The sequence below is a fragment of the Curtobacterium sp. L1-20 genome (assembly GCF_048755855.1).
Lineage (GTDB): Bacteria > Actinomycetota > Actinomycetes > Actinomycetales > Microbacteriaceae > Curtobacterium.
The window spans coordinates 2117526-2141025 of sequence record NZ_CP151473.1; the positions used below are offsets into that span (position 1 = coordinate 2117526).

Below are 23500 nucleotides of genomic sequence, written 5' to 3' on the forward strand. Positions count from 1 at the left end.
GCGGGTCCGTGCGGACGGGATCGTCACACGACTGACACGGACGGTCAGCGGTACTGCGGCGGCCAGTCGAACGGCGCGGGCAGGCGCGGCACCTCGCCGACGGACGTGACCGCGAGCACGACCTCGCGCCGGTTCGTCAGCGCGATGCCCCGGGGGTCACCGATGTACCGGCGTCCGTCGACCCAGACGGTGAGCTCGCCGTGCAGGCCGCCGACGCGCCACGCCGTCAGTGGGACGCCCCACTCGTCGAAGAACTGGCCGAGCGTGAACGTCGCGCGGGTGGGCGACTCGACGTGCAGGATCCCGGAGGTGTCGTGCGTGTGCAGCTGCGCCGCGAAGCGCTGCCGGTCGGAGTGGCCGATGTTCGCCGGTACCGTCACCGCCGTGTCGCCGTCGAGGACCGTCAGGTGGGTGTGCACGTGCTCGGCGAGTCGTTCGCCCCACACGTTGCGGAGCCCGGCGTCCGCGGCGTGCTCCTGCAGCGCGGTCGGCGCCGGCCACGGGGGAGCGCTCCGGCTCGTCCCCGCGGCCGGCGTCGTGCCGCCGGCGATCAGCGCCAGGACGACGAGCGCGGCGAGCGCCGCCCCGACGGCGGCCGGCCTCACCACTTGTCGTGCACGCTCGCGCGGAACCACTCGTCGTAGAGCTGGTGCACCGTCTCGTCGAGACCGGGGACCTCCGGGAGGTCGCCGGCGCCTGCGTTGGACCGCGCCTGCTCGGGGTTGCGGGCGCCGGGGATCGCCGCGGTCACGCCGTCCTGCGCGATGATCCACGCGATCGCTGCCTGCGGGACGGAGACCGCGTCCGGCAGCGACGCGGCGAAGGTCTGCGCGGCCTGCACGCCGTCCTCGAAGTCGACGCCGCTGAAGGTCTCGCCCTGGTCGAAGGCCTCGCCGTGACGGTTGTAGTTGCGGTGGTCGCCCTCGGCGAAGGAGGTGTCCGTCGTGTACTTGCCGGTCAGCAGTCCCGACGCCAGCGGGACGCGAGCGAGGATCCCGACCCCGGCGTCGCGGGCCGCGGGCAGCACCTGGTCGAGCGGCTTGAGCCGGAACGCGTTGAGGATGATCTGCACGGTCGCGACGCCGGGGCGGGCGATGGCCGTGAGCGCCTGGTCGACGGTCTCCACGCTGACGCCGTAGGCGGCGACCGAGCCGTCCGCGACGAGGCCGTCGAGGGCGTCGTACACGGCGTCGACCTCGTACACCGGCGTGGGCGGGCAGTGCAGCTGCACGAGGTCGAGGGTGTCCTGGCGCAGGTTGCGACGCGATCGGTCGACCCACTCGCGGAAGTTGGCGGCGACGTAGTTCGACGGGACCTGCTCGGCTCGGCGCCCCATCTTCGTGGTGACGGTCAGCGGGACGTCGGGGTTCGCTGCGCGCCAGGAGCCGATCAGCTGTTCGCTGCGACCGTCGCCGTAGACGTCGGCGGTGTCGAAGAGGGTGACGCCGGACTCGACGGAGGCGTCCATGACGGCGTCGGCGTCGGCCTCCGAGACGGGGCCCCAGTCACCGCCGAACTGCCAGGTGCCGAGGCCGACGACGGACACGGGGCGGCCGGTACGGCCGAGGGTGCGACTCTGCATGCTATCGAGCGTACCCACGGCGGCTGCGGCTCATCCCGGGGTGGACACCCCGCGCCGCAGCAGGGCCCGCGCAGCCCGCGCCCGGGGGATCACCCAGCAGGCGCTCCACAGCCCGAGTCCGGTCCAGAGCAGGACGAGCATCGTCGTGACGAGCGTGCCGTGCTGGTCGCGAATGGACCACGTCATCGCGATCCAGAGGGTGCTCAGGACGATCTTCCCCCACCCGGCACCCTCGCGCTCGGCCTGCGCCTGCACGAGGGGGATCCACCGTTCGGCGGGCACGTCGGGCGGGACCCGGCCGTCGACGATCCAGTCGCGGACCACGATCGACTCGGCGTACCCGCCCTCGGCGCGCCAGGACCGGAGCTGGAGCACCACGGCGATCGCCGCGCCGACGGCGGCCGAGGGGATGCCGACGCCGACCAGGACCGTCGGGGTCGCCGGGGTCCACGACGAGGCGACGAGCACCACGAGGACGACCCCGAAGGCCGCTCCAGCAGCGCCCGTGCCGAGCAGCCGCAGCCGGCCGGCCTCGTCGATGACGCCCACGCCGTTCATGCTCGGTCACCGTTCACACGGGTGAGGGTATACGCGCGGCATGCGTGGGGAGTGGGCGCTCACGATCGCGGCGGCGGCACCGGCGTCCCGTCGACCGCTCCGTCACCGGTGCATGAAAACATCGTGTTACGACTCGTGCGTGACCGATTCCGCGCGTTGACGACCGTTCGGTGACCGAATACGGTGAGGAACATGACCATGACGGATGCTCGACCCACCGCGGCCGACGAGGTGGACCGCGCGGTGCTCCGCGCGCTCGCCCACGACGGCCGTGCCTCGTGGGCGGCGGTCGGCGAGCTCGCCGGGTGCTCGCCGTCGACGGCGCAGCGCCGGGTGACGCGACTCGTCGACGACGGGGCCGTCCGCATCGTCGCGGCGTCGGACGTGCTCGCCGCCGGGTTCGGCGTCTCGACGAAGGTCCGCATCCGTTCCGGCGCGGCCCGGGCCGACGCCCTGGCCGACGCGCTCGCCCGTCGCCCGGAGGTCCGGTTCGCCGCGACGCTCACCGGGTCCGCGGACTGCACGGCCGAGGTCGTGCTGCCACGGGTCGGCGACCTCACGGCGTTCCTCAGCACCATCGAGGTCGACGGCCGTCCGGTCGAGACCGAGGCCCTGCCCATCGTCCGCACCTTCACCGCGCCGTTCACGGTCTTCCCCGGCGACGCGCTCGCCCCGGCCGCGCGCACCGCCGACGGCGCCGCACCCCGTTCGGCGACCGCGAACGCCCCGGCACCGGACCCTTCGACCGGCGAGGGCGTCGCCCCGCTGCACGCCGCCGCGACCCCCGACGAGCGAGCCGTCTTCGCCGCACTCGTCCGCGACGGCCGGAAGCCCCTCACCGACCTCGCCCGTGAGGTCGGCCGGTCGGAGGCCGCGACCCGTCGGACGCTCGAGGACCTCGTGCAGAGCGGACGGCTCCGCATCGGACCGCTCGTCGCGCCGGCACTGCTCGGCCGGTCGACGGAGCTCGAGGTGTGGATCTCCGTGGCGCCCGACCGACTGTCCGACGCCGCGGCACAGCTCGCCGGCCACCCGTCGGTGCACTACGCGGCGGCGTCACTCGGCCGCTACAACCTCATCGGCCAGGCGTTCCTGCCGGACTTCGCCTCGGTCTACACCTTCACCACCGACGTCCTCGGCGCACTCCCCGGCGTGCGCGAGGTCGACGTGACGGTGCAGCTCCGCACCGTGAAGCGGATGTGGAGCCGCATCGAGGACGGCCGGTTCGTCCCGACCGCGGACGCATCGGCCCCGGCGGTCGTCTGACCCGCCGACCGCCACCCGACAGGAGGACCCCCATGCCCCAGACCGATCCCCAGCAGCCCTGGCAGTGGGACGAGCCCACGTGGCGCGGCCACGTGGAAGCGGTCCGAGCCGGCCGGAACCTGCTCCCACCCGAGGGTGCGGACGGCGCCGGCCGGTGGCCCGGCGGTGCACGGGTGGCGGTGGCGATCTCGTTCGACTCCGACCACGAGACCCCGGCGCTCCGGGACGGCGAGACCTCGCCCGGACGGATGGCGATGGGGGAGTACGGCGCCCGCGCCGCGGTCCCGCGCATCCTCCGCATGCTCGACCGGTACGAGGCGCCGTCGTCCTTCTACGTGCCCGCGGTCTGCGCCCTGCTGCGTCCGGACGAGGCCCCCAGCTACGTCGAGCACGGCCACGAGGTCGCGGTGCACGGCTGGATCCACGAGCGCAACACCCTGCTCGGCCACGACGACGAACTCGAGCTGCTGAGCCGTGCGGTGGACGTCCTCACCGCGCAGACCGGTGTGCGTCCGACCGGTATCCGCACGCCGTCGTGGGACTTCAGCGACTCGACGCTCGACGTCGCCCGCGAGCTCGGCTTCCGCTACGACTCGTCGCTCATGGCCGACGACGACCCCTACGAGATCCTGCACCGCGGCGAGCCGACCGGGATCGTCGAGATCCCCGTGGACTGGATCCGCGACGACGCGCCCTACCTCATGATGGAGCGCTTCCAGTCGCTGCGGCCGTACACGCCGCCGCACGAGGTCGGCCGGATCTGGCGCGACGAGTTCGACGTGGCCCGTGCCGAGGGCGGCGTGTTCCAGCTCACCATGCACCCGCACTTCATCGGGCACCGCTCCCGCCTCGTGGTCCTCGAGGCGCTGCTCGCCCACATCCGCTCGTTCGACGACGTCTGGTTCACCACACACGCCGGTCTCGCCGAGCGCGTCGCGACCGCGAGCGGTCTCGACCCGGTCGGTGCGTCCGTCACGGACGCGACCGCCTGACGGACGGGAGGCGCGGGGCGGTCCCGCACCGCGCCTCCCGTCCGCTGCTCCGCCCGTTCCGCACCCCCGTTCCTCCACTCAGGAAGTCGACGCAACGATGACAGCAGAAGCAACCGACCCGCGGGTCGGCACCGGCACCGACCCGGTCCACGAGACCCGACTGACCCCCCGCGGGCGCAAGGCGATCATCGCCGGCGGCATCGGCAACGTCGTCGAGTGGATCGACTGGGCCGTCTACACGACGTTCTCGTCCGTGTTCGGCCACCACTTCTTCCCGCCGGGCAACGACACCGCGGCGCTCCTCGCCACACTCGCCGTGTTCGCGGTCGGGTTCGTCATGCGCCCGATCGGCGCCGCCGTGCTCGGTGCCTACGCCGACCGGCACGGCCGCAAGAAGGGGCTGATGCTCACCATCGCCCTGATGGCGGTCGCGTCGCTCGTCATCGGCATCACGCCGGACTACGCCACCATCGGCATCGCCGCACCGATCATCCTGCTGCTCGCCCGGCTCGCGCAGGGCTTCTCCGCCGGCGGCGAGTTCGGGTCGTCCTCGGCCTTCCTGGTCGAGTCCGCCGCCCCCAAGCGCCGCGCCTTCGCCGGGTCGTGGCAGCAGGTCTCCGTCGGCGCCGGCGTGCTGATCGCCTCCGGCATCGGCGCGATCATCACCTCGGCCCTGTCCCCGGAGGCGCTCGACGCCTGGGGCTGGCGCGCCGCGTTCGTGTTCTGCGCGCTCATCGGACTCGTCGGCATCTGGCTCCGCACCTCGGTCGAGGAGACCGAGTCCTTCACCGCACAGCGCGACCGCGACGCGCAGGCGGCCGCCCCGAAGCGCAACGCCGTCGTCGCGATGTTCCGCGACCACCCGGGTGCCACCGCGCGGGTGTTCGGCATCACCATCGCCGGCACGCTGCTCTACTACATGTGGGTCTCGTACATGCCGACCTACGCGCACGTCACGACGGGGCTCCCGCTCAACCAGGCGCTCATCGCCAACGTCGTCGCGATGGTGATCTTCCTGGTGCTCCTGCCGTTCGCCGGCATCCTGTCCGACAAGATCGGCCGCAAGCCGACCATGTCGATCTTCGCCGGCGGCTTCCTGCTCTTCGCGTTCCCCGCGTTCACGTTCCTCAGCGGGTCGTTCTGGTCGCTGCTCGTCATCCAGGTCGTCGGCATCCTGTTCCTGCTCGGCTACTCCGCGAACTGCGCCGTGATCATGGCCGAGCAGTTCCCGCCCGAGGTCCGCGCGACCGGGATCGGCCTGCCCTACGCACTCGCCGTCGCGATCTTCGGCGGCACCGCGCCCTACATCACCACGTGGATGAGCGGCTCCGGGCTCGGCCACCTCGTGTGGGTGTACTGCGCGATCGCGGCGGCCATCGGCCTCGTCGTCTACCTGACCATGCCGGAGACGAAGGGCAAGGTGCTCCGGTGAGCCGGCACGTGGTCGTCACCGGAGCGGCGAGCGGGATCGGGCTCGCCGTCGCACGGTCCTTCGCGGCGCTGGGTGACCGGGTGACGCTGGTCGACCACCGGGCGGACGCGCTCGAGGCAGCCGTGGCGACGGTCGCGGGCGGTGCCGAACCGCATGCGTCGTCCGCCGGGGCCGCGGTCCTCGTGGCGGACCTGCGCGAGCCGGAGGCGCCGGCCCGGGTCGTCGCCACCGCGTGGGAGCAGGCGCCGATCGACGTGCTCGTGAACGCCGCCGGCGTCTACCCGGCCACCCCGTTCCTCGACCTCGACGCCGCCACCTGGGACGCGGTGCGGGACGTCAACGTCCGCGCGCCGCTCCTGGCGACCGTCGCACTCGCACGACACGCGACCGCGGTGGGACGGACCCCGACCATCGTCAACATCACCTCGGGCGCCGCACTCCGCGCCCGGCCCGGCGCCGCGCCGTACAGCACGTCGAAGGCCGCGCTCGAGATGGTGACCCGCGCGAGTGCCCTCGAGCTCGGCGCCGCCGGCATCCGGGTGAACGCCGTCGCACCCGGGTTCGTCGTCGTCGACAGCGCGGTGAACCCGGTGAGCGACGACTACGCCGCCGCCGTCTCCCCGAACCCCCTCGGCCGTCCCGGGAAGCCGTCCGACATCGCGAAGGCCGTGGTGTGGCTCGCCGACCCGGAGCAGTCCGGATGGGTCACCGGGACGGTCCTCCGGGTCGACGGCGGATCGTCGACCGGGGCACACACACTGCCGCTCAGCAACGGCACCACTCGAGAGGACGTCTCCGCATGACCGAACCCACCCCGTACACGATCGTGGGCGCCGGAGCGATCGGCGGGACGCTCGCCGTGCACCTCGACGCCGCCGGCGTCCCCGTCCAGCTCGTCGACGCCGACCCCGAGCACGTCGCCGCGATCCGGGCCGACGGCGTCCGGCTCCGGACCGCGCAGGGGGAACGCGTCGCCCGGATCCCGGTCTGGCACCTCGACGACGCGGACGCCCCGGCGACGCTCGGCCCCGTGCTCCTGGCCGTCAAGGCGCTCGCGACCGACGCCGCAGCAGCGTGGATCGCCCCGCGCCTCGCACCCGACGGCTGGGTCGCGTCCCTGCAGAACGGCCTCAACGAAGCCACCATCGCCCGGCACGTCGGCACCGACCGGACCGTCATCGCGTTCGTCGACCTGTTCGCCGACGTCGTCGCACCCGGGGTCGTGCAGGACGGCGGCCTCGGCGCGATGGCCCTCGGCGAGTACGCCGGCGGCACCAGTGCCCGCAACCACGCCCTCGCCGCCGACCTCCACCACTGGGGGACCCCCGTCGTCACCGACAACGTCGCCGGCTTCCTCTGGTCGAAGCTCGCGTTCGGCGCGATGCTCACCGCCACCGCGCTCGCCGACGACGACATGAGCGTCCTCATCGACCGGAACCGCGACGTGATGGCAGCGCTGGCCCGCGAGGTCCTGGCGGTCGCCGAGGCGCAGGGCATCGTCGCGGAACCGTTCGACGCCTTCGAACCGTCCGCGTTCGCACCCGGCGCCGACGCCGCGACGGCGGCGGCAGCGCTCGACGGCCTGGTCGCCTGGCTCGCCACCCAGTCGAAGACCCGCTCCGGGATCTGGCGCGACATCGCCGTCCGACACCGGAAGACCGAGGTCCCGCTGCACTACCGGCCCGTCGTCGAGGCGGGGGAGTCGCTCGGGGTGCCGACCCCCGGCGTCCGCGCGCTCGTCGCCGAGATCATCGCCGTCGAGGACGGGGCGCCCATGGACGAGGACCGGATCCGCGGCCTCGTCGCGGCAGTCGGAGCCGGACGGTGACGGGCACCGTGCTCGCCGCCGACCTGCTCGCCGGGGCCGCCGCCCGACGCGACCGGATGGTCGACGACCTCGTCGCGTACATCGAGACCGAGACGCCGTCCGACGACCTCGACCTGCTGCGGGCCGGACTCGACCACGTCGAGCGCTTCCTCGCCGCGACCGTCGGGCCGTTCGCCGAACGCACCCGGCACGACCCCGAGCACCACGGCCCCGTCGTCGTCGGCGACCTCCTCGCGCCGACCGCCACGGACTCCTGGGTCGTCGTCCTGTGCCACTACGACACCGTCTGGGCGGCCGGCACCCTCGCCGAGTGGCCCGTACGGATCGAGGGTGCGCACCTCACCGGACCCGGCGCCTACGACATGAAGGCCGGACTCGTGCAGTTCGCCCACGCCCTCGCCCTGCTCGACGAACGCGGCGTCCCTCGGCCGAACGTCCGGCTCGTCCTCAACGGCGACGAGGAGGTCGGCAGCATCGGGTCCCGCCCGGTCATCGAGGACGTGGTCCGCCGCACCGCCGGTCCGGTCCTGGTCTTCGAGGCCTCGGCCGGAACCGACGGCGCCCTCAAGACCGCCCGGAAGGGCGTCGGCCTGTTCGACGTGCACATCCGCGGCGTCGAGGTGCACGCCGGCCTGCACCCCGCCGGTGGCGCCAGCGCCGTCGACGAGCTCGCCCGGGTCGTCCTCGCGCTGCACGGCGCCGCCGACCTCGACGCCGGGACCTCCCTCAACGTCGGCGTCGTCAGCGGCGGCACCCGCCCGAACGTCCGCGCCGGCGCCGCCACCGCAGCCCTCGACGTCCGGGTGTCGTCCGAGGACGAATCGGCGCGCATCGACACGGTCCTCGCCGGCCTCGTCCCGCACGCCGACGCCGCGAGCATCACCGTGACCGGCGACTGGAACCGGCCCGTGATGGCGCGGACCGACCGGAACGTCGCGTTGTTCCGGGTCGCGGAGGAGGTCGCCGGCGAACTCGGCCTCACCGTGACGGAGACGAGCGTCGGCGGGGCGAGCGACGGGAACTTCGCCGCAGCCCTGGGCGCAGCGGTCCTCGACGGGCTCGGCGCGGTCGGCGACGGCGCGCACGCGCGGCACGAGTGGGTCGACCTCGACCGGATGGTGGAGCGGACCGCGCTCACCGCGGGGGTGCTGCGGCGACTCGTCTAGGATCGGGGGGAAGGGCCTTTAGCTCAGCTGGTAGAGCGCCACGTTTACACCGTGGATGTCGTCGGTTCGATCCCGGCAGGGCCCACCACCAGGACACCAGATCGGGCGACACCACGGCGCGTCGGATTCTGGCATCGTCGAGCCGTGCGCCCGTCGACGATCTTCCTCGCCGCGATCACCGTCGTCTTCGGTGTCGCGACGATCGTGCTCGCGGTCCTGATCGGCACCGACAGCGGAGGGGCTCTGTCCACCGAGCTTCGTCTGGGGATCCTCATCACGTTCGTGTTCGGCCTTGCCTGCGTCACCACCGAGGTCAACCACCGTCGGCGGGCGCGCCTTCGGCGGAAGGCCGAGGCCCATCCCGCCACCGCGTTCGTCACCGCGCAAGCGACCGACACGACGGCCGCCGACCTCGCGGCCTGGAACCCGAGGCTGCGCATCTGGTTCCCGTGCGACCTCGGTTTCGACCGGACGGGGATCACCAGCTGGTCGACGGGCAACGACGAGCAGGGGACACCGATCGCGCTCCGTTCGGAGGTGCTCGGCTTCGATGTGTTCAGCGAGCCCACGCCGCGCGGCGTCGCGTACCGATGGGGCATCGTCGTCCACCTCGCGCCCAGGACGTTGGGGCCCGGAGCCGTCCACCTGTGGGTGGCCGACGACCAGCCGGCGCAGGACGAGTACGCGATGCGCCGGACGATCAAGCGGGTCGAGGCTGCGCTCGGCACGGCCCGCTGACCAGGCCCGCGCCGGACCGGAGACCCCGAGCCATGGGTGTGCGCGAGACGCGATCAGCCCGTCCGATCGTCGATCGCTCACCAGCTCACTGCTGGCTGCCTTCATCACCCCACGAGCTATGGGCTTTTCACCCATCCACCATCGAACACGCGATGGATGATGGAATGACGCCATGGCGCACTCGATGGTTCGCCCGGCGCGGGAGTCGGACACGGCCGGGATCGCGGCGGTCCATGTCCAGGCGTGGCGAGAGGCGTACGCACACCTGATGCCTGCGACGTTCTTGGCTGGACTCGATCAGGGACGACGCGAGACAGGCTGGCGAACGATCATCGCCGACGAGGTCACTGATGTGCTCGTCGCACTCGACGGAGAGAAGATCATCGGCTGGGCGTCGGCGGGATCCGGTCGGGACGGATGCGCTCCCACCGACCGGGAACTCGAGGGCATCTACGTCCTCGCAGCCGCCTACGGATCGGGAGCAGGGCAGCAGCTGCTGGATGCCGCGATCGGTGACGAGCCTGCGTTCTTGTGGATGGCCGACAACAACCCCCGCGCCGAAGCCTTCTACCGGCGCAACCGTTTCGAGCGCGACGGCGCCGAGAAGACAGAATCGTTCGGCGGGGCATCCGTCAGGGTGGTACGTCTGACTCGGTAGGCGCTGGGTCGCGGAGACAGAGACCGCGGCTGTTCCGTCGTAGCTCACGAGACTGCGAGGTCGGGGTCCTAGGTGCTGGTCAGAGACTTCAGGAGCACGACGGCCACCGCCGTCAGCAGGAGTACGCCGCCGAGACCAGCGAGCGGATACCAGAGGCCGCTGGTCCGGTGTCGGCGGCGGATGCCGAGTCCACCCGCAGTGATGACCACAGCGAAACCGCCGAAGAAGGTGAGGCCCATGCTGCTGTACCAGCCGGCATCGCCGCAGGCTACGGTGCGGACGCCGCAGGCGCTGTACGAGATGAGGCTCTCGTTGAGGGTGTACCCGACGCAACCGATCGCCGCGAGCAGTCCGACGACGATGACCACCCAGATGAAGACGAGGTTCCACCGCGCGCCGCGGTCAGTCAGCGGTGCGCGGTGGGTGCGGGGCGCCATCACGACTCCTCAACTGGTTCATCCGTCGGATGTCATCAGGGTGTCACGCGGCGGTCGATTCCGAGCGCGGAGTTCAGGATCACCAAGATCACGTCGAGGTCGGGCCGAGTGAGGCGGACGATCGACGTTGCGACGAACATCAGGCCGAAGGCGAGCGCGATCGAACCCAGAACCTTCGCGCTCAAGACATCCATCGCGCCAACTTAGCCGCTGCCAACGTCCGTTGGGCGTCCCGCTGACGGAACAGTTCGCGGCATGACGTTCGCGGACTTCAGCGCCGTCTGAGGTCCCGCAGCACGACGATGAGCGTGAACGACATGAGGACAAGGAGTGGGAGCCAGGACCCGATGCGTTCGGTGTTCACCACCAGGTTGACCAGCGCGAGCACGAGCATGACGCCGGCAACGAACACGACGGACCACCCGAGGGGCTTCGAGAGCCTCGACGTCCTCCCGAGCCTGGCAGGAGCACCGTCGACGACGGATTGCTGGCCGGAGCCGCCGTCGATCCCTGGCACCGCCGCGTACAGGAGGCGAATGTCCCGTTCGCCTTCGCCCCAGTCGAACAGCGTGAAAGGCATGACCGGTCGCGTCTCGACGGCCACGCTCGTTCCGCCCGTTGTCGGGGTCAGTCTCACCGTGATCCGTTCACCCCACGAGAACGCGTTGCCGTGCACCGATGCCTCGACAGCGTCGCTCGTGCTCGTCATCAGTTGGGCACGCGGTGACTGTGCGATCTCGTTCAGTGGCCGCTCACGCACCACGTCAACCGGTGCCGACGCCGTCCAGAGAGCCGTAGAACGTGCGGCACGTGTCCTCACCTCGAGCATGGGATCATTCAACCCGCTCGACGGCGCAGCGGACTCACATCCGACTCGGCCCTCCGTCCTCTGTGGCAGATCAGCGGCGGAATCTCGACCTGTCGCTGAGACCGGTGTGCTCCTCGACGGTGTGTCGCGCTGCTGTCACTGTCGCAGATGGGGATCGGCTCCGGGACGTCTCTGGCCCCTTCTCGCGGGCTGTACAGCGAGGCTGACGTGCGACAGGTTGAGGCGCATGAGTCCTGCCAGGCTGGCGTGGTCGGCGATGCCGATCCACATGGTCATCTGCGGCGCCGTCCTGTACCTGGACGGCCTGTTCCTCTTCGCAAGCGTGGCTGACGGGATCGAAACCGCCGTGGAGGTGGCTGTCGTCGCTGCGGCGACGACGCTCGCCGCTCTTGCTGTCGGGCTTCCACTCCGAGCGATCCCGCTTCTTCGCCGGTGGTGGCTTGGGCACCCGGCGGTGACGCTGGTCGCGGTGGGGGTGTCACTGATCATCGCCGTGCTCGCCTGGATCGTCGGTGACGCTGGTATCACCCGGTTTCCCTCGTTCGGCGGGATGCCGGGCTACGACGCTTACGTCCCTGACTGGCGTGTTGCAATTGCGGGTTGGTGCTTGCTTGCGTTCACCACGGCTCACGGATGGTGGCCGACACGTCTGTTGGCCGGCCTCGCGAGTACGCCGAGCCCGTCTCCTCGCGGCGCTCGTCCGTAGTTGCCTCCTGGCGGCGTGCGTGGTCGCGACACCTGTTCGACCTGTCTCACTCGACGATCGCTCATCGGCCATGACGGGCATCAGTCGCGAGTGGGGGCATGCTCCACTCATGACGTTTTCCTGGTGGGTCTGGAGCGCCCTTGTGCTCGTCGCGCTTGTTGGAGCGGGACTGCTCCTACGTGCGACTGTGCTGACGGTCCGCGAGTACGGATTCGGACGAGGTCGATTGACCAGTCGACCAGGATCTCCCTGGTTCTGGGCAGGACTTGCGACTCTGCTAGGCGCGGGCCTTCTCCTGATCGGCTGGGCCTACATGCTCGACGGATGAGCCCCGGCGGGAAGCGCGTCCGCTGACCGATCGACCATCGAGACGGCGCAGACGCAGGCGCGTTGGGATCGGAGCCGCGTATCCGCGCCGCTCGTCAGCGTCCTTCCGCTGCCGAGGTCGGTCCCGGTCCGGTCACCGATCCGCCATCGAGTCGGGGTCGGGGAGCCCGAGGGCGAGCTGTTCGAGGGCACGAGGGCGTTCGGCGTCATCGGGGGAACTCCCGTTCAGGAGCTCCCGATCGGCCGGTGCTCGCTGCCGGCGTGCGGGTCGCGCACGATGCGGGCGAGGCGCTCGAGCGCCTCCCGCGAAGCGCTGCCCCGCTCGGCGTGGTACATCACCATGATCTGCCGGTCAGCTCCTGTCAGCGCGAACTTCTCGTGCCGCAGTTCCAGGGCGCCGACGAGCGGGTGGAGCATCCGACTCGTCCCGCCGACCTTGTCGCGCACGTCCTGCCGCGCCCAGAGCATGCGGAACCGATCGCTGGCGGCGGAGAGTTCCGCGACGAGTTCCACGATGCGCGGTGCGGCGAGCTCGGCACCGGCGAGTGAGCGAAGGCCGGCCACGGCCTCCTCCGTGGCGCGGTCCCAGTCCTGGTGGAGCTCCCGGTCCCGTGGGTCGAGGAACACCGCGCGGAGGACGTTTCTGCCGGGGACGTAGTGCGGCGAGAGGGCTCGTGCCATCGGGTTCGCCGCGAGCACGTCCATGAACCGGCCCTGGATGAAGGTCGGCACGTCGAGGTCGTCGATCAGGTGCACGATCTCGTCGGGAACGCGTTCCGGAACGAGCGGCCGCTGCACGTCCGTGCCGGTGGAGTCGGCGATGCGCCGCAGGTACGCCTGCGCATCGGAGTCGAGCCGGAGGACGCGTGCGAGGGAGTCGAGCACCTGCGGCGACGGGTGGTGGTCGCGGCCCTGCTCGAGCCGGAGGTAGTAGTCGGGGCTGATGCCCGCCAACAGAGCGAGCTCCTCGCGACGGAGACCAGGGACGCGCCGTCGCGGCCCACGCGGGAGACCCACGTCTTCCGGCGTGACGAGCTGCCGCCGCGCCCGCAGGTACTCACCCAGCAGCTTCCGACTGTCCACGCTCCGACGCTAGCCCTCCGACCGCGGGGTCCACGACAGTGCGCGGGACCGGCGCCCAAGGTGGCCCTGTCAGGGCCCTGTCCCATCGGGGTGTCACGTCGCGTGTGACCGCAGCCGCATCCTCGTACCGCACGTCACGACCGGGACCCCGGATCGCTCCACCACATCGAGGGATTGACCATGAACACGATCACGAGCCCCTTCAACCGGTTCGACACCGCCGACGACGTCAGCGCGGGCATCGACCTCACCGGCACGCGCGCGATCGTCACCGGGGCGGCATCCGGCATCGGCGTCGAGACCGTCCGGACGCTCGCGCGTCGCGGCGCGGAGGTGACGATCGCCGCTCGACGCGTCGATGCCGCCCGCGAGGTCGCAGCAGCGATCACCGCGGACACCGGCAACCCGAACGTCCACGTCGGCGCGCTCGAACTCACCGACCGCGCATCCGTCGCTTCGTTCGTCGACGCCTGGAACGGACCGCTCGACCTGCTCATCAACAACGCCGGCGTCATGAGGATCCCGGAGCTCACCCGCAACGCCGACGGACGCGAGATGCAGTTCGCGACCAACCACCTCGGGCACTTCGACCTCACCACCCGCCTGCACGGCGCCCTGGCCGGCGCACGCTCCGGTGCACGCGTCGTGAACGTCAGCTCGTCCGGTCACCTGTTCGGGCCCGTCGTGTTCGACGACATCGACTACCGCTTCCGCGACTACGACCCGCTGGGCGCGTACGGCCAGGCGAAGACCGCGGAGATCCTCTTCGCCGTCGCCGCCACGACCCGTTGGGCGGACGACGGGATCACCGTCAACGCCGTCAACCCGGGAGCGATCCTCACCGACCTGCAGCGGCACGTCGGCGGCACGCTCGCCACCCCCGCGCACCTGCAGAAGACCGTGCAGCAGGGAGCATCGACCAGCGTCTTCGCGGCGGTGTCCCCGCTGCTCGAGGGCATCGGTGGTCGGTACTTCAACGACAACGCGGAAGCGTCCGTGGCCGACGAACGCCTGACCGACCCGGCAGTCCTGGTCGACACCGTCGCGCGGTACGCACTCGACCCGGAGAACGCCGAGCGGCTCTGGACCGCCTCCGAGCAGTTCCTCACCGATTGAACGCTCCGACAGCTGCCGGCCCGCACCTGCACGGGGGACCGGGTCGAGCCTCGTCCGCTTCGACGATCAGGCCGACGGACGCGGGGAAGCGGCACGCTGGCGCGGTCGATGCACCGTCGCCCGAGCAGCGCGGTTCTCCGTGGACCCTCGGAGGTGCCCGGTGTCGGGGTGCACCTACCGTTCCGTCAACGGCCGCAGGGGCGGTCGGGGACGAACAGGAGAACCATGATCAGACGATCCGTCTTCACGTCGGCGCTCGTGCTGGTGGCCGTGCTCGGCACGGCTGCAGCAGCGCACGGAGCGGACAGCACGTCCGCTGCCGGGAGCTCGACCACGCTCCCACCCGTCACGGCAGCAGACTGGCCGTCGGCAGGGCACGATCTCGGCGATTCGCACTCCGCGCCCGCGGAGCACACCATCAGCCCCTCGAACGTCGGCGGTCTCCGTCCCAAGTGGGTCGCGACCACCGGCGGGAACGTCGCGGGGACGCCGACCGTCGTCGGCGGTTCGGTCTACGCCACGGACCAGGGCGGCCGCATCCGCGCGGTCGACGCGGCGAGCGGACGGGTCCGGTGGGACCGCGCGGTCGGCGACGTGACCGGCGTCCCGGGTGACCTCTCTCGGAACTCGCCCGCGTACTGGCAAGGGGAACTGGTCAGCGGTGACGGGTGGCTGGGCAACCCGCTGCTGACCGGTGCCCGTGTCTTCGGTGTCCGCGCGACGGACGGCCGACGACTCTGGTCGACGGTCGTGGACAGTACCCCCGCGGCGATCGTGACCGGATCCCCGGTGGTGGCCGACGGGGTGGCGTACGTCGGGGTGTCGTCCAAGTCCGAGTCGGAGTCGTCGTCGCCCACGTTCCGTGGCAGCGTCGTGGCCCTCGACGCCACGACGGGCCGGATACTCTGGCGCACCGCGATGGTCCCTCCGGGCTACACCGGCGGTGCCGTGTGGGGCAGCCACCCGGTCGTCGATCTCCAGCACGGTCACGTCGTGGTCGGCGTCGGGAACAACTACACGACCCCGGCCGGCGTCTGCAGCACTCCGGGGCAGACCGGCTGCACACCCCCGTCGGCCGCTGATCACATCGACTCCGTGGTGGCTCTCGACATCGCCACGGGGAAGATCGCGTGGTCGCGCTCGACCCTGCCGGCGGACACCTGGACGGGCGGCGCTCCGGTCGGACCCGACTCCGACTTCGGAGCAGGCCCGAACCTCGTGACCACCACGATCGCCGGGCACCGCACGACGTTGATCGGGATCGGACAGAAGAGCGGCACCTACTGGGCGATCGACCCGGCGACCGGACGCGTGGTGTGGAAGACGGCGGTCGGCCCGGGTGGTGACCTCGGTGGCATCCAGTGGGGCACGGCGACGGACGGCAGCAGGATCTACGCCGCCGTCACCAACGCCGACGGCACGCCGACGACCATCACGAGCGCAGACGGGACCACCAGCACCACGACGCACGGGCTCTGGGCAGCGCTCGACCCGGCCAGCGGTCGGATCCTCTGGCAGACCGCTGCACCCGCGTCCGGACTGCCCTACTCCTCGTTGTCCGTCGCGAACGGTGTGCTCTACAGCGGCACGCTCGACCCGTCCGGTCCGGACATGTTCGCGCTCGACGCCAGGACGGGCGCCATCCGGTGGAGCTTCGCGAGCGGTGGCTCCGTGGTGGACGGTCCCGCGGTCGTGAACGGCGTCCTCTACTGGGGGTCCGGGTACGACACGCAGCCCTTCGGGTTCCCCTTCGACGGGCGGAACGACCAGTTGTTCGCCTTCGCCCTCGGCCGATGAGCGATCCGCCCGGGTAGCGCGTCGTCCACGCAGCCCGGGCGCCGGCGGGCGCGAGTCGCGGCCGTGCCGCCGACCGAGCGTCCGCCGGTTCCGGTCACCGACCCGGAGACGCTGCCGGATGAACAGGGCCGCCCGGGCGATCGCCTCGTCGGCTTCGTCGATCAGGCCGACGTACGCGGGGAACACGTGGGGCTCACCGGCGACGACGTCGAGGACGACGTCGGTGCCGGCGGCGCGCGCCCGGTCCGCCAGTCGGACGGCGTCGTCGAGGAGGAGCTCGTTCGTGCCGACCTGCAGGAGGATCGGCGGGAACCCCCTGAGGTCGGCGTGTACCGCTGGAGCGAGCAGCGGCTGGTCGGGGTCCTGACCGTCGAGGTACAGGTCGCCCGTCCGCTCCATCCCGGCGCGGGTGAAGAGCGGGTCGACGCCTTCCTTCGACGTCATCGACGCACCGGTTCGGGTGTGGTCCAGGCCGGGGGAGAACGCGACGATCCCTGCAGGGACGGGCAGTCCGGCATCGCGGGCGGCGAGGGTCGTCGTGACGGCGAGCCCCCCTCCTGCGGAATCGCCCGCGAAGACGATGCTCGCCGGGTCGACGTCGTGGTCCAGGAGGTCGCGGTAGGCGGAGAGGCAGTCGTCGATCGCCGCCGGGAACGGGTGCTCCGGAGCGAGCCGGTAGTCGACCGAGACCGCTGCCACGCCCGTGCGTTCCACGAGGCGAGCGGTCAACGCCATCGCGGTCTCGGGGGACCCCAGGGAGAACGACCCACCGTGCAGGTACAGGATCGTGCCGGGGTGCCGCGGCTCGGCGGCCGGTTCGACGCGGACTGCGCCTCGTCCACCGAGTTCGGTCGGCGTCCGCGTGACGCCCTCGGGGACGGGGAACTGGCTCATGAACCGCGCGAATCCCTGCCGCATCTGCTCGATCGGCACCGGCCCGCTGGTCTGCGGCGCCGTCCGGAGCATCGCGTCGAGCGCGTTGCGTTGTTCCCAGGTCATGGTGCTCCTCCCGCCGGGTCGATTGGTTGCCCCGGCATGCAGTGCTAGACTGTATGCCGTGGCAACCAACTCGGCAAGCGACGACCTCGTGCAGCTCTTCGACGATCTGGTCCGGGTCGAGACCCGGCTCTACAACGCGGTCGGTGAGGCCCTGCGACGCGAGCACGGGATCGTGACCACGCAGTACGAGTTCCTCCGCTACTTCCGCGACCACCCCGGTTCGCGGATCGCCGACGCCGCGGCGAACTTCGCCGCCGGGGTCGGTGCGATCAGCAAGGGTGTCGATCGACTCGCCGCACAGGGCTGGGTCGATCGCCGACCGAACCCCGCGGACGGACGGTCGGCCCTCGTGTCCTTGACCGACTCCGGTGCCGCGCTCGTCGCCGCTGCAGAGGTGACCTTCCGTCGTCGTCTCGCCGAGCTCGTCGCCCCGACGGTCGACGACGACCAGGCAGAGACAGTCGGCGCGCTCCTCCACGCGGTCCGAGCTCGACTGGAGCATGACCGGCTCGGCCTGCCCGTCGGGTGATGCCGGCCCCGACGGACCCGCGCCGCAGGTCCCGGGCGACGTCGGGTGCTGTTCGTCCGCGCGGGCGTCCCGCGGAACCGCCGTGTTCAGTGCCCGGAGCGGTCGCGGGCCGCGTCCGCCGACACCGACGTCCCGGCGTCCGCCGTCGTCAGCGAGGCGAGGAGCCCGAGCTTCTCCGCAGCGTCGCTGTCGACGTCGGGGTAGTACACGACGAGGACGAGTCCGTCGACGGGGAGCTTGTCGCGGTGCAGCCGGAGGGTGCCCACGACCGGGTGGTGCACGTCCGTGGTGTTGCCGTCCAGCCGGCGGACGTCCTGACGTGCCCAGACGGACCGGAAGCGTGCGCTCGCGAGCGAGAGCTCCCCGACGAGCTCGACCGCGCGCGGGTCCGCGATGTCGTCGCCCACGGTGTGGCGGAACGCCGCGACGGCGTCGACGACGGCGCGGTCCCAGTCGTCGTGGAACTCGCGCTCCTCGGGATCGAGCAGCAGTGAGCGGAGCCGGTTCCGGCCCGGCGCGAGCCGTGGTGACAGCGCGGTGGCCAGGGGGTTCGCAGCGAGGACGTCGAAGGTGCGCCCTTCGACGAAGGCGGGTACGTCGAGCGCGGCGAGCAGGTGGTGCAGCCGATCCGGCACCCGCTCGGCACGTCGCGGTCGGCGTGCCCGCGGCCGCGTCACGACGAGGCCGAGGAGGTGGTCCGTCTCGACGTCGTCGAGCAGCAGCACCCGTGCGAGTGCTTCGAGGACCTGGGTGGAGGGGTTGTCGTCGCGGCCGCGTTCGAGGCGGAGGTAGTAGTCGGCGCTGATCCCGGCCAGCAGCGCGACCTCCTCGCGACGGAGGCCGGGCACACGACGGTTCGGAGCCGTCGGCAGGCCCACCTGCTCCGGGGTCACGAGCGCGCGGCGAGCGGCCAGGTACGCACCGAGGCGGTTCTCGCTGCTCCGTTCGGTCATGCCGCCACGCTAGTGGGGTCCGGCCCGGCGAGCGGGGGTCCTGTCACACCCCGGACCACGGGGGCCTTCCCGGCGTGCGCGCGCCCTGACGATGATCGTGGACGTCCCCGGTCACCAGAGCAGGAAGAAGACTCGCATGGACATCACCGACCGCACCGTCCTCATCGTCGGAGGGACCTCCGGGATCGGCAACGGCCTCGCCCGCCGGTTCGCCGACGCGGGTTCGACCGTCATCGTCGGCGGCCGTGACACCGACCGCGTCGACGGCCTCGAGACCGTCACGATCGACGTCACCGACCCCGGTTCGATCGCTCGGGCCCGCGACGAGGTCCTCGCCGCACACCCCGACCTCGACCTCGTCGTGACGATGTCCGGCGTGATGGTCCTCGAGGACCTCCGCGACCCGGCACACACCGACCAGGCGGAGACCACGATCGCGGTGAACCTGCTCGGCACGATCCGCGTCCTCGACGCGTTCACGCCGCACCTCCTCGGCCAGGGCCACGGCGACTTCATCACCGTCACTTCCGGCATCGCGTTCATGCCCTTCCCGCTGATGGCGACCTACGGTGCCACGAAGGCCGCCGTGCACGCGTACTCGGAATCCCTCCGGGCGCAGCTCGCGGGGACCGGTGTCGGCGTCACCGAGCTCGTGCCGCCGGCCGTCGCGACCGCCGGCCAGGAGCAGGTCAACCCGAACGCGCTTCCCCTCGACGCGTTCCTCGACGAGGCGGTGGAGATCCTGACGCAGGACCCGACGCCGAACGAGGTCGTGGTCGAACGTGCGCAGGCGCTGCGGTGGGCGGAACGCGACGGCACGTACGCCGAGCTGCTCGAGCAGCGGTCACGGGCGCTGAGCACGCTGCCCGGACGCTGATCGCACGGACCCGTGCCCGGGGTTCGGACAGGCGCCGCACGGTGCACGGCAGGGCGTCCTCGCTGGTGCGGCGGTCACGATCACGCCGACACCGTGCGGGGGCGTCCCGCCCGGCCCCGATCACCCGTCGATGCGGGCCGACACCTGGTCGAGGTCCGCACGCTCCTGCTCGGTGAGCTCGAGCGTCGCGGAGGCGAGGAGCGCCGGCAGCTGGTCGACGGTGCGGGCGCTCGCGAGCGGTGCGGTGACGCCGGGTCGTCCCCGGAGCCAGGCCAGGGCCACGGTCGGGATCGCGACCCCGCGAGCGGTCGCGATCCGGTCGAGCACCTCGACGACGGCGAGGCCCCGGGCGTTCACGTACCGACTGACCATCCCGCCGCGCACCGCCCCACGGAGGTCGGCCGGAGTCCGGTACTTCCCGGTGAGGAACCCGCTCGCGAGCGCGAAGTACGGCACGACGCCGAGGCCGTGGGCGGCGGCGACCGGCGCGAGGCCCGTCTCGTACCAGGCGCGCTCGACGAGGTTGTAGTGCGGCTGCAGGGCGACGGGGAGCGCGAAGCCGCGCCGGGTGGCGATGTCGATCCACTCCCGGAGTCGTTCCGGCGTGTAGTTCGACACCCCGACCTCGCGGATCTTGCCGGCGGTGCGGAGCGCGTCGAACGCCTCGACGGTCTCCTCGAGCGGGACGGTGGGGTCGTCGTAGTGCGCGTAGTAGACGTCGATCCAGTCGGTCCGCAGGCGTCGCAGCGAGGCGTCTGCGGCCGCGCGGACGTTCGACGCGGCGAGGCCACGGAACGCCGGGTGCTGGCTGACCTTGGTCTCGATGACGACGTCCGCACGGTTCCGCCGCGATGCAGTCCACGCGCCGATGATCGTCTCCGACTCGCCGCCGGAGTTGCCGGGGGCCCAGGCGGAGTAGAGGTCCGCGGTGTCGATGAAGTTGCCGCCGCCGGCCACGTAGGCGTCGAGCACGGCGTGCGAGGTTGCTTCGTCGCTCGTGTACCCGAAGACGTTCCCGCCGAGGGCGAGGGGGAAGACGTCGATCGTGGAGGTTCCCAGGATGGTCATGGTGCTGGTGTTCCTTTCCGTGTCGGGCGCGACGTCCGGTCGTGCCCGTGTGTCCGTGCGGGTCGGTGACCGCCGGGGGCTTCCTCAGCGCTGCAGGAGGGCGGTCGGTCGCGGGCTGCGCCGGCGGCCGAGGACGACGAGCGTGGCGGCGCCGATCAGGGCCAGCACCGCGCCGAACCCGAAGTCGACGGTGATCCCGGACGAGCTGACGACGATGCCGCCGACGACCGAGCCGACGGCCAGTGCAACCTGGAGCGTGGCGACGAACATCGCCTGACCCGCCTCGACCCGCTCGGGCGCTGCCTGCACCATCCACGTCTGCAGGGCCAGCGGGATGCCGCCCCAGATCAGGCCCCAGACGACGAGCACGGCGAACACGACGACCGACAGGTGCGCGACCACCGGCAGCAGGGCGACGGCGGCGGCGAGGACCAGACCGCCCACGGCGAGGGTGGCGGTCACCGAGCGGTGCAGCGCAGCGCTCGTCGCAAAGTTGCCGACGATGCCGGCGACGCCGAACACGAGCAGGGCGACCGAGACGACGTCGGGCGTGATGTGCGCGGAGTCCTCGAGGAAGGGGCTGATGTAGGTGTAGGCGGCGAACTGGGCGGCGAACAGGAGCGCCGAGACGACCAGGCCGACACGTGCCCGCGGCACCGTGAAGAGGCCGGTGAGCGCTGCCGGGCTGACGCGCTCCGTGGACGGGATCGCGGGGAGCGCCAGGACCTGGAGCACGAGGGCGATCACGCCGATCGCTGCGCCGATGACGAACGCGAGGCGCCAGGACGCAGTGGCTGCGATGAACGCGCCGAGCGGCAGGCTGACGACGGTCGCGACGGAGATGCCGGCGGTCACGACCGAGGTGGCGCGGAGCGCTTCCTCCCCGCGGACGAGTCGGGGCGCGCTGCCGAGGCCGACGGCCCAGAAGCCGCCGAGGGCGATCCCGAGCAGGACCCGAGCGACCAGGAGGACCGGGAAGACGCCGGCGATCGCGGCGACGACGTCGGCGAGCACGAGGACCGCGCTGAGGCCGATGAGCACCGTGCGCCGGTCGAGGCGGGCCGTCGCGAGGGTCACGGCGGGGGCGGCGACCGCGGCGGCGAGCCCGGTCACGACGACCATGAGGCCGGCCGTGCCGATCGAGACGCCGAGGTCGCGGGAGATGGACGGGAGCAGCCCGATGGGCAGGAACTCCGACAGGACGGTCCCGAAGGACCCCACGGCCACGGAGGTGACCCCGAACCAGGCGGTGCGTTGCGTGCTTGACATGATCGTTCTCCTTGCGAGATCGCTGCAGGAACTCGGTTGTTGACTGCCTGGTCCAGAACGGTAGACCCTATTGGACGGATCAGTCAAGAACGAGGTGCAGACCACGTGCGTTCGACGAGGCGGAGGTGCGCCGGCGACCGTGCTGTACGGCGGCTGCGGTGGGTTGACGGGTCGGGTGGCGGCCTGGAGGCGCGACCCGCCTGGCGGACGCAGGTCGCGCCTCCAGACCGGTCGCCTCTCCGCGGGCGACGCGCGCCCGCAGTCCTGCGCCGTGGGGGACCGGCGCACCGCGTCAGTAGTCCCACCGATCCGCTGCCGGGCACCGCCGCGTAGCGTGCCGTTGCCTGCCCGGCAAGCCGTGCCGGACCAGCCCACGCCTCACCCCGCGACCAGGAGACGACCAACCGTGATCATCGCCTTCTTCGTCGTCGCCGGCCCGACGGCGCTGTTCTTCCTGACGGGCGGGGTGATGAAGCTGGTCCGACCGGTCACGTCGCTGCGCGACGCGGGCATGGGGTGGGTCGACGACATCCCGCTGACGGCGACCAGGCTGATCGGCCTCGCCGAGGTCCTCGGAGCCGTGGGCCTCGTCCTGCCCGTCGCCCTGCGCACCGCCGCGGTGCTGTCCCCGATCGCGGCGGTCTGCCTCGGGGTCGTCATGGTCGGTGCCGTGGTCGTGCACGTCCGCCGCGGGGAGTCTCCCGGCCTGCAGATCGGTCTGCTCGTGCTCGCCACCGCTGCCGCCGTCCTCGGCTTCGCCGTCGTCTGATGCAGGACCCGATGGCGTTCACGATCGCGCACCCGGGTCTGACCCCCACCCTGGTCGCACTCGTGAACCGTGCCTACTCGTCGCGTCCCGAGGACGCCGGATGGGTCGGCGACCGCACCTTCCGAGCCGGGGACCGGACCGACGCCGCCGAGATCGCGGCGATGCTGGCCGATCCGGCGATCGTGGTGCTCGTCGGGTCACTCGGTGGCGTCACGACGTCGTGCGTTGCGCTCACCCGCCGAGCCGACTCGGCGCACCTCGGCTCGTTCGCCGTCGACCCGGACCGGCAGAGCAGTGGCATCGGTCGCCGGACCATGGCGGCGGCGGAGTCCCACGTGGGCCAGCGCTGGGGCCTCGACCGCATCGACATCCACGTCATGGAACACCACGGCGCACTGGTCGAGTGGTACCGACGACTCGGGTACGTGGAGACCGGGGAGCGCAAGCCCTTCACCGACGGCACCGGGGCGGTCATCGCGACCCTGGTCGGGATGAGCAAGGTCCTCGAACCGGTGTCCTGA

General features: G+C 71.8%; 25 protein-coding genes, 1 tRNA gene and 1 pseudogene. 16 read left to right on the forward strand and 11 right to left on the reverse strand.

Features of this window, described 5'->3' with window-relative positions; genetic code table 11:
* Positions 1-44: 44 nt before the first annotated feature.
* The 3 genes from AAEP86_RS11515 to AAEP86_RS11525 are packed head-to-tail and all read right to left on the reverse strand — an operon-like array spanning position 45 to position 2140.
* The gene (locus AAEP86_RS11515; protein WP_420367471.1) at positions 45-608 is read right to left on the reverse strand and encodes a hypothetical protein; all 564 of its coding nucleotides are present in this window, start codon (positions 606-608) and stop codon (positions 45-47) included.
* Positions 602-1582: an aldo/keto reductase gene (locus AAEP86_RS11520; RefSeq protein WP_420367472.1), complete on the reverse strand. Its 981-nt coding sequence runs from the start codon at positions 1580-1582 to the stop codon at positions 602-604. Before AAEP86_RS11520 ends, AAEP86_RS11515 begins: the two co-directional genes overlap by 7 nt.
* A gap of 30 nt (positions 1583-1612) precedes the next feature.
* Entirely contained in the window at positions 1613-2140 is a 528-nt protein-coding gene (locus AAEP86_RS11525) for a hypothetical protein (RefSeq protein WP_420367473.1), read from the reverse strand.
* 192 nt (positions 2141-2332) lie between these two features.
* Between AAEP86_RS11525 and AAEP86_RS11530 the strand changes: the two genes are divergently transcribed.
* The 9 genes from AAEP86_RS11530 to AAEP86_RS11570 all read left to right on the forward strand — a co-directional run bounded on the left by AAEP86_RS11530 (position 2333) and on the right by AAEP86_RS11570 (position 10220).
* Positions 2333-3406 carry an Lrp/AsnC family transcriptional regulator gene (locus AAEP86_RS11530; protein ID WP_420367474.1) on the forward strand — a complete coding sequence of 358 codons (1074 nt, stop codon included), beginning with the start codon at positions 2333-2335 and terminating at the stop codon, positions 3404-3406.
* A 32-nt stretch (positions 3407-3438) separates the two neighbouring features.
* A complete protein-coding gene (locus tag AAEP86_RS11535) occupies positions 3439-4398 on the forward strand; it encodes a polysaccharide deacetylase family protein (protein ID WP_420367475.1) in 960 nt (319 codons plus the stop codon).
* Positions 4399-4495: 97 nt separating this feature from the next.
* Positions 4496-5830: an MFS transporter gene (locus AAEP86_RS11540; protein WP_420367476.1), complete on the forward strand. Its 1335-nt coding sequence runs from the start codon at positions 4496-4498 to the stop codon at positions 5828-5830.
* A complete protein-coding gene (locus AAEP86_RS11545) occupies positions 5827-6633 on the forward strand; it encodes an SDR family NAD(P)-dependent oxidoreductase (protein ID WP_420367477.1) in 807 nt (268 codons plus the stop codon). The genes AAEP86_RS11540 and AAEP86_RS11545 overlap by 4 nt, the downstream gene beginning before the upstream one ends.
* On the forward strand, positions 6630-7658 hold the full coding sequence (locus AAEP86_RS11550; RefSeq protein ID WP_420367478.1) for a ketopantoate reductase family protein: 1029 nt from the start codon (positions 6630-6632) through the stop codon (positions 7656-7658). Before AAEP86_RS11545 ends, AAEP86_RS11550 begins: the two co-directional genes overlap by 4 nt.
* Positions 7655-8824, forward strand: coding sequence for a M20 family metallopeptidase (locus AAEP86_RS11555; RefSeq protein WP_420367479.1), 1170 nt, complete (start codon positions 7655-7657; stop codon positions 8822-8824). The genes AAEP86_RS11550 and AAEP86_RS11555 overlap by 4 nt, the downstream gene beginning before the upstream one ends.
* A 12-nt stretch (positions 8825-8836) precedes the next feature.
* Positions 8837-8912, forward strand: a tRNA-Val gene (locus AAEP86_RS11560).
* A 56-nt stretch (positions 8913-8968) separates the two neighbouring features.
* Positions 8969-9562, forward strand: a complete 594-nt coding sequence (locus AAEP86_RS11565) for a hypothetical protein (protein WP_420367480.1) — start codon at positions 8969-8971, stop codon at positions 9560-9562.
* 172 nt (positions 9563-9734) lie between these two features.
* On the forward strand, positions 9735-10220 hold the full coding sequence (locus tag AAEP86_RS11570) for a GNAT family N-acetyltransferase (protein WP_420367481.1): 486 nt from the start codon (positions 9735-9737) through the stop codon (positions 10218-10220).
* Positions 10221-10288: 68 nt separating this feature from the next.
* On the opposite strand, the gene AAEP86_RS11575 is transcribed toward AAEP86_RS11570, so the two are convergent.
* From AAEP86_RS11575 to AAEP86_RS11585, 3 genes are all read right to left on the reverse strand, one after another.
* A complete protein-coding gene (locus AAEP86_RS11575; RefSeq protein WP_420367482.1) occupies positions 10289-10657 on the reverse strand; it encodes a hypothetical protein in 369 nt (122 codons plus the stop codon).
* 35 nt (positions 10658-10692) lie between these two features.
* A complete protein-coding gene (locus AAEP86_RS11580; RefSeq protein WP_420367483.1) occupies positions 10693-10851 on the reverse strand; it encodes a hypothetical protein in 159 nt (52 codons plus the stop codon).
* A gap of 77 nt (positions 10852-10928) precedes the next feature.
* Complete coding sequence (locus AAEP86_RS11585; protein WP_420367484.1) at positions 10929-11486, reverse strand: hypothetical protein; 558 nt, start codon at positions 11484-11486, stop codon at positions 10929-10931.
* Positions 11487-11712: 226 nt separating this feature from the next.
* Here AAEP86_RS11585 and AAEP86_RS11590 point away from each other — a divergent pair, with 226 nt between their 5' ends.
* Positions 11713-12192: a hypothetical protein gene (locus AAEP86_RS11590; protein ID WP_420367485.1), complete on the forward strand. Its 480-nt coding sequence runs from the start codon at positions 11713-11715 to the stop codon at positions 12190-12192.
* A 552-nt stretch (positions 12193-12744) separates the two neighbouring features.
* Here AAEP86_RS11590 and AAEP86_RS11595 read toward each other — a convergent pair.
* Entirely contained in the window at positions 12745-13602 is an 858-nt protein-coding gene (locus AAEP86_RS11595) for a helix-turn-helix domain-containing protein (RefSeq protein ID WP_420367486.1), read from the reverse strand.
* A 180-nt stretch (positions 13603-13782) separates the two neighbouring features.
* Between AAEP86_RS11595 and AAEP86_RS11600 the strand changes: the two genes are divergently transcribed.
* Both AAEP86_RS11600 and AAEP86_RS11605 read left to right on the forward strand, forming a co-directional pair.
* Positions 13783-14718, forward strand: a complete 936-nt coding sequence (locus AAEP86_RS11600) for an SDR family NAD(P)-dependent oxidoreductase (RefSeq protein WP_420367487.1) — start codon at positions 13783-13785, stop codon at positions 14716-14718.
* Positions 14719-14943: 225 nt separating this feature from the next.
* Positions 14944-16515 (forward strand): PQQ-binding-like beta-propeller repeat protein, encoded by a 1572-nt coding sequence (locus AAEP86_RS11605; protein ID WP_420367488.1) that lies wholly within the window; start codon positions 14944-14946, stop codon positions 16513-16515.
* 240 nt (positions 16516-16755) lie between these two features.
* Here the strand turns inward: AAEP86_RS11605 and AAEP86_RS11610 are convergent.
* A pseudogene (locus tag AAEP86_RS11610) lies at positions 16756-17514 on the reverse strand (alpha/beta hydrolase); the annotation flags it as partial.
* Positions 17515-17572: 58 nt separating this feature from the next.
* On the opposite strand from AAEP86_RS11610, the gene AAEP86_RS11615 reads away from it, so the two are divergent.
* The gene (locus tag AAEP86_RS11615; RefSeq protein ID WP_420367489.1) at positions 17573-18043 is read left to right on the forward strand and encodes a MarR family winged helix-turn-helix transcriptional regulator; all 471 of its coding nucleotides are present in this window, start codon (positions 17573-17575) and stop codon (positions 18041-18043) included.
* A gap of 86 nt (positions 18044-18129) precedes the next feature.
* On the opposite strand, the gene AAEP86_RS11620 is transcribed toward AAEP86_RS11615, so the two are convergent.
* A complete protein-coding gene (locus AAEP86_RS11620) occupies positions 18130-18996 on the reverse strand; it encodes a helix-turn-helix domain-containing protein (protein WP_420367490.1) in 867 nt (288 codons plus the stop codon).
* 136 nt (positions 18997-19132) lie between these two features.
* On the opposite strand from AAEP86_RS11620, the gene AAEP86_RS11625 reads away from it, so the two are divergent.
* A complete protein-coding gene (locus AAEP86_RS11625) occupies positions 19133-19873 on the forward strand; it encodes an SDR family oxidoreductase (RefSeq protein ID WP_420367491.1) in 741 nt (246 codons plus the stop codon).
* A 120-nt stretch (positions 19874-19993) separates the two neighbouring features.
* Here AAEP86_RS11625 and AAEP86_RS11630 read toward each other — a convergent pair whose 3' ends face one another.
* Positions 19994-20941, reverse strand: a complete 948-nt coding sequence (locus AAEP86_RS11630) for an aldo/keto reductase (RefSeq protein ID WP_420367492.1) — start codon at positions 20939-20941, stop codon at positions 19994-19996.
* 84 nt (positions 20942-21025) lie between these two features.
* Entirely contained in the window at positions 21026-22210 is a 1185-nt protein-coding gene (locus tag AAEP86_RS11635) for an MFS transporter (protein WP_420367493.1), read from the reverse strand.
* A 406-nt stretch (positions 22211-22616) separates the two neighbouring features.
* Between AAEP86_RS11635 and AAEP86_RS11640 the strand changes: the two genes are divergently transcribed.
* Positions 22617-22979, forward strand: coding sequence for a DoxX family protein (locus AAEP86_RS11640; RefSeq protein WP_420367494.1), 363 nt, complete (start codon positions 22617-22619; stop codon positions 22977-22979).
* Positions 22979-23500 (forward strand): GNAT family N-acetyltransferase, encoded by a 522-nt coding sequence (locus tag AAEP86_RS11645; protein WP_420367495.1) that lies wholly within the window; start codon positions 22979-22981, stop codon positions 23498-23500. Before AAEP86_RS11640 ends, AAEP86_RS11645 begins: the two co-directional genes overlap by 1 nt.

What these genes read in the sequence shown, in the direction of transcription:
- AAEP86_RS11590 (WP_420367485.1), top strand. Translation starts at nt 11,713, where the DNA reads ATGAGTCCTGCCAGGCTGGCGTGGTCGGCGATGCCGATCCACATGGTC.
- AAEP86_RS11600 (WP_420367487.1), top strand. Translation starts at nt 13,783, where the DNA reads ATGAACACGATCACGAGCCCCTTCAACCGGTTCGACACCGCCGACGAC.
- AAEP86_RS11585 (WP_420367484.1), bottom strand. Translation starts at nt 11,486, where the DNA reads ATGCTCGAGGTGAGGACACGTGCCGCACGTTCTACGGCTCTCTGGACG.
- AAEP86_RS11630 (WP_420367492.1), bottom strand. Translation starts at nt 20,941, where the DNA reads ATGACCATCCTGGGAACCTCCACGATCGACGTCTTCCCCCTCGCCCTC.
- AAEP86_RS11535 (WP_420367475.1), top strand. Translation starts at nt 3,439, where the DNA reads ATGCCCCAGACCGATCCCCAGCAGCCCTGGCAGTGGGACGAGCCCACG.
- AAEP86_RS11645 (WP_420367495.1), top strand. Translation starts at nt 22,979, where the DNA reads ATGCAGGACCCGATGGCGTTCACGATCGCGCACCCGGGTCTGACCCCC.
- AAEP86_RS11550 (WP_420367478.1), top strand. Translation starts at nt 6,630, where the DNA reads ATGACCGAACCCACCCCGTACACGATCGTGGGCGCCGGAGCGATCGGC.
- AAEP86_RS11575 (WP_420367482.1), bottom strand. Translation starts at nt 10,657, where the DNA reads ATGGCGCCCCGCACCCACCGCGCACCGCTGACTGACCGCGGCGCGCGG.
- AAEP86_RS11605 (WP_420367488.1), top strand. Translation starts at nt 14,944, where the DNA reads ATGATCAGACGATCCGTCTTCACGTCGGCGCTCGTGCTGGTGGCCGTG.
- AAEP86_RS11540 (WP_420367476.1), top strand. Translation starts at nt 4,496, where the DNA reads ATGACAGCAGAAGCAACCGACCCGCGGGTCGGCACCGGCACCGACCCG.
- AAEP86_RS11635 (WP_420367493.1), bottom strand. Translation starts at nt 22,210, where the DNA reads ATGTCAAGCACGCAACGCACCGCCTGGTTCGGGGTCACCTCCGTGGCC.
- AAEP86_RS11530 (WP_420367474.1), top strand. Translation starts at nt 2,333, where the DNA reads ATGACCATGACGGATGCTCGACCCACCGCGGCCGACGAGGTGGACCGC.
- AAEP86_RS11570 (WP_420367481.1), top strand. Translation starts at nt 9,735, where the DNA reads ATGGCGCACTCGATGGTTCGCCCGGCGCGGGAGTCGGACACGGCCGGG.
- AAEP86_RS11620 (WP_420367490.1), bottom strand. Translation starts at nt 18,996, where the DNA reads ATGACCGAACGGAGCAGCGAGAACCGCCTCGGTGCGTACCTGGCCGCT.
- AAEP86_RS11625 (WP_420367491.1), top strand. Translation starts at nt 19,133, where the DNA reads ATGGACATCACCGACCGCACCGTCCTCATCGTCGGAGGGACCTCCGGG.
- AAEP86_RS11525 (WP_420367473.1), bottom strand. Translation starts at nt 2,140, where the DNA reads ATGAACGGCGTGGGCGTCATCGACGAGGCCGGCCGGCTGCGGCTGCTC.
- AAEP86_RS11580 (WP_420367483.1), bottom strand. Translation starts at nt 10,851, where the DNA reads ATGGATGTCTTGAGCGCGAAGGTTCTGGGTTCGATCGCGCTCGCCTTC.
- AAEP86_RS11520 (WP_420367472.1), bottom strand. Translation starts at nt 1,582, where the DNA reads ATGCAGAGTCGCACCCTCGGCCGTACCGGCCGCCCCGTGTCCGTCGTC.